The organism is Ureibacillus suwonensis (genome assembly GCF_042655065.1).
Classification (GTDB): domain Bacteria; phylum Bacillota; class Bacilli; order Bacillales_A; family Planococcaceae; genus Ureibacillus; species Ureibacillus suwonensis.
Genome location: NZ_JBHSNQ010000023.1, coordinates 1 through 4,080 on the forward strand (window position 1 = coordinate 1; position 4,080 = coordinate 4,080).

The window sequence follows — 4,080 nt, forward strand, 5'->3', positions numbered from 1 at the left end:
TGAGATTTCCCATTGCATAAGCAAGTAAGATCCCTCAAAGACGATGAGGTAGATAGGTCCGAGGTGGAAGCACGGTGACGTGTGGAGCTGACGGATACTAATCGATCGAGGACTTAACCAAAAGAAAGCTTTCAATGCCGTTATCCAGTTTTGAGAGAACAACCTCTCAACTAAATATGGTGAAGTGACGATGGCAAAGAGGTCACACCCGTTCCCATACCGAACACGGAAGTTAAGCTCTTTAGCGCCGATGGTAGTTGGGGGCTTCCCCCTGCGAGAGTAGGACGTCGCTTCGCAAGCAGAAACACCACGAAAGTGGTGTTTTTTTATTGCCCAAAATAAGCCCCCAACTACCAAAGACCGGAGGTCAGCTCGGCGCGATACAGAAGCAGGAACCAAAAAGTGAAGCGGCAAACCGATTAGAAGCAGACGAGAAGCACGGGGACCAAGAAGATCAAGGAAGCGAGGAACCGGAGCGCAAGCGTCGGGTACGTGAGCACCGGACCGCCGAAACTGACGCAGAGATTCGCCGGTCAACGTGCTTCGGAGTTCGCGCCGATGGTAGTTGGGGGCCCTCTGCGAGAGTAGGACGTCGTCAATGTTTTTTCATTGAAATTCCACACAAATAAGACAGAAAGTCTGTTCATTTCTAGAAAAGGAGACAATATTCGATTTAATTTAATATTAATATTTAGAGGATACAAGAAAACAAAGAAAGACGAGTGTTCCAGTCCCATAAAACACCAACCACTAAACTTGACGAAAGTGGAAGGTCAACGTGCTTCGGAGTTCGCGCCGATGGTAGTTGGGGGGTCCCTGCGAGAGTAGGACGTCGCATTAAAAAATTGAACATTTAAATATTTATGCTTTGTAACCATTATCAAAGACAGGAAGTCTTATTCATTTTCATTTTTTGAAGAAGCAGAATTTAAGTTATAGCAATATTAGTGTTCAGAGGACTGAAAGTCTGTAAGATATTCAAAATCCTCCCCTCTCCCCCCATCTAATGTCAGAAAAGGGTGAAAAGAATAAATATATAATAACAACCCTTTTTGAGGTGAAAATATGCGACGGTTAAAAAGAAACACCATTGTGATAATTTTCATTATTGTGGCGAGCATGATTCATTTTCTCTTCAAATTTTTTCTATAAACCGGATATGGAAATACATCTCTCTATAAATTGAAAACAATTTATTTCTAGAAAGGAAATGAATGAGTTACTATATAGAGAGATGTTTTTATTTTGCTTTTCGTTGATGAATCGAAGTCCTTTTAGATAAACTATTGTTGATGTGAAGTGAGAGGATATGTGATGGAAATGTATGAAAAGGAAGTCCATTCATTAGAAGAAACAAATCAATTAGCCATTCGTCTGGCCAATTTACTTGAGCCTGGAGATAATATTACTTTCGAAGGAGATTTAGGGGCTGGAAAAACCACATTTGTTCAAGCATTGGCAAAAGGGCTTGGCATTTCAAGAACGGTAAACAGTCCGACATTTACAATCATGAAACAATATGAAGGAAGATTGCCGCTTAATCACCTGGATGTCTATCGGTTGGAAAACAGCGATGAAGATTTGGGCTGGGAAGAAATATTCTATGGTGATGCGGTTACAGTTGTGGAATGGGCGCATTTAATAGAAGATCATTTGCCGGAAGAACGATTGGAAATTGAAATTCAACGATTGGATGAAAATAAAAGAAAGTTTATATTTAGACCGATTGGAAATCGGTATGAACGGTTATGTGAGGAGTTATTTCAATGATTTGGTTAGGGATAGAAACTTCAAATAAACCACTTTCCGTCGCCATTGCAAAGGATGGACAAGTGTTGGCGGAAATTGTGCAAAATTCGAATATGACACATTCTGTCACTTGTATGCCAGCGATTGAAGAAGTTTTTCGGAAAGCCAATTTACAACCGGCTGATGTCGATGCCATCGCCGTTTCGGAAGGACCGGGTTCGTATACCGGATTGCGGATAGGGGTTACCATTGCTAAAACATTGGCATGGACTTTAAAGAAACCTTTAGTTGGCGTATCCAGTTTAAAAGTGCTTGCAAGCAATGCAGAATTGTATAATGGCACTATTTGTGCGCTGTTTGATGCAAGAAGAAAAAATGTATATGCAGCAGCATACAGCGGTATGGATTTGAACACAATCATCCCGGAACATCACGGTTCGTTGGAGGAACTGTTGCAGCAGTTAAAAAGAGATGATGGACCGATTATGTTTGTTGGCTTGGATGCAACAAAATTTAAGGAAGACATCCAAGCCGTGTTAGGGGAACTGGCTGAATTCGCACCCCCTTCTCTCCATTTGCCGAGAGCATCAAAATTAATTGAACTTGCTGAAAAAGAACCGATACCGCCATTAGAAGCGATCCATTCCTTTGTTCCCCAATATCACCGTTTAGCCGAAGCAGAGGCAAATTGGATAAAGGAACAAAAGAAGGGGCAGTCACGATGATTCGATATCGGAAAATGACTCCGCAAGATGTGGAGGCCGTGCATGCAATCGAAGTCGAATCGTTTCCGATTCCCTGGTCGTTGGATTCCTTCCATTATGAAATGCGAGTCAATCCTTATGCTTATTATATTGTCGCAGAAGATGAGGCGGGAACGATTGTCGGCTATTGCGGCATGTGGATTGTCATTGATTCGGCCCAAATCACCAATGTGGCAGTGACCGAAAAAGCAAGAGGCCAAGGTATTGGTGAAGGGCTGATGAGAGAAGCGATGCGGGTGGCGAAAGAACATAATGCGGAAATGATGAGTTTGGAAGTACGGGTATCCAATGAAGTTGCCCAAAATTTATATCGGAAACTTGGATTCCAGGATGGCGGAATTCGAAAAGGATACTATACAGATAACCATGAAGATGCTTTAGTAATGTGGGTGAAATTATAAATGGAAAACTTGATTTTAGCAATTGAAACAAGCTGTGATGAAACGGCTGCAAGCGTCATACGCAACGGGAATGAAATCCTCTCAAGCGTAGTCGCTTCACAAATCGAAAGTCAAAAAAGATTCGGTGGGGTCGTACCGGAGATTGCGTCCCGTCACCATGTTGAACAAATCACGATTGTAATTGAAGAAGCTTTGGAAAAGGCGAATGTGGTTCCGTCTGATTTGGATGCAGTTGCGGTGACAGAGGGACCGGGTCTTGTCGGCGCATTGCTCATAGGAATCAATGCCGCGAAAGCTTTTGCCTTTGCCCACGGTTTGCCGATCATTGGTGTGCATCATATTGCCGGGCATATATATGCAAGTGCGCTGGTGGAACCGTTGCAATTTCCTCTGCTGGCGCTTGTAGTGTCTGGGGGGCATACGGAGCTCGTCTATATGAAAGGGCACGGTTCTTTTGAAGTCATCGGAGAAACCCGTGATGATGCGGCAGGTGAAGCCTATGACAAGGTGGCACGGGTGTTGAACTTGCCTTATCCGGGAGGACCGCATATCGACCGGATGGCTCACGAAGCGGAAAAGGGCGTCGATTTTCCACGGGCATGGTTGGAGGATACGTATGATTTCAGTTTCAGTGGTTTAAAATCGGCAGTCATCAATTATAAGCATAATTTGGAGCAGAGGGGACAAGAAATCATTCCGGAAGAGATTGCAAAAGGCTTCCAAGATAGTGTGGTCGAAGTGTTGACAACCAAAACGGTGAAAGCGGCAAAAGAGCTGGGTGTCAAACAAGTGATTGTGGCCGGTGGTGTTTCGGCGAACCGCGGACTAAGAGAAAGTTTGCAAAAAGCGCTCGATCAAGAAGGGATACCATTTACGGCTCCGCCACTCTCTTTATGCACTGATAATGCGGCGATGATTGGCGCCTGTGCAGCATACATGTATGAAGCCGGCGTAAGGGGAGACCTGTCAATGAACGGTTTGCCCGGAAAAGAATTAAAAAGTTGGATTCAAGACGACAATCTTCGCCAACCGAATCAAGGAGGCTGGGACAAAACTAGCTTCTAGATAGGAAAAAGGAGAATTTGAGCCAACTCAAATTCTCCTTTTTCCATTTATCCCCATTATTTTTGGTTAGTTGATCTTTGTTGGCCGTGTATTTTCGTAAA

At 43.7% G+C, this 4,080-nt stretch carries 4 protein-coding genes and 2 rRNA genes; all 6 read left to right on the forward strand.

Annotation, left to right across the window (positions count from 1 at the left end; translation table 11 throughout):
* Positions 1 to 121, forward strand: a 23S ribosomal RNA gene (locus tag ACFPOH_RS01845); the annotation flags it as partial.
* Between the two features lie 59 nt (positions 122 to 180).
* Positions 181 to 296 (forward strand): 5S ribosomal RNA (gene rrf / locus ACFPOH_RS01850).
* 1,018 nt (positions 297 to 1,314) lie between these two features.
* On the forward strand, positions 1,315 to 1,770 hold the full coding sequence (tsaE, locus tag ACFPOH_RS01855) for a tRNA (adenosine(37)-N6)-threonylcarbamoyltransferase complex ATPase subunit type 1 TsaE (protein ID WP_390308715.1): 456 nt from the start codon (positions 1,315 to 1,317) through the stop codon (positions 1,768 to 1,770).
* Positions 1,767 to 2,474: a tRNA (adenosine(37)-N6)-threonylcarbamoyltransferase complex dimerization subunit type 1 TsaB gene (gene tsaB / locus ACFPOH_RS01860; protein WP_342471077.1), complete on the forward strand. Its 708-nt coding sequence runs from the start codon at positions 1,767 to 1,769 to the stop codon at positions 2,472 to 2,474. The genes tsaE and tsaB overlap by 4 nt, the downstream gene beginning before the upstream one ends.
* On the forward strand, positions 2,471 to 2,914 hold the full coding sequence (gene rimI, locus ACFPOH_RS01865) for a ribosomal protein S18-alanine N-acetyltransferase (protein WP_342471078.1): 444 nt from the start codon (positions 2,471 to 2,473) through the stop codon (positions 2,912 to 2,914). Before tsaB ends, rimI begins: the two co-directional genes overlap by 4 nt.
* Positions 2,915 to 3,979, forward strand: coding sequence for a tRNA (adenosine(37)-N6)-threonylcarbamoyltransferase complex transferase subunit TsaD (gene tsaD / locus ACFPOH_RS01870; protein WP_342471079.1), 1,065 nt, complete (start codon positions 2,915 to 2,917; stop codon positions 3,977 to 3,979). It abuts the gene before it with no gap.
* Positions 3,980 to 4,080: the final 101 nt, after the last annotated feature.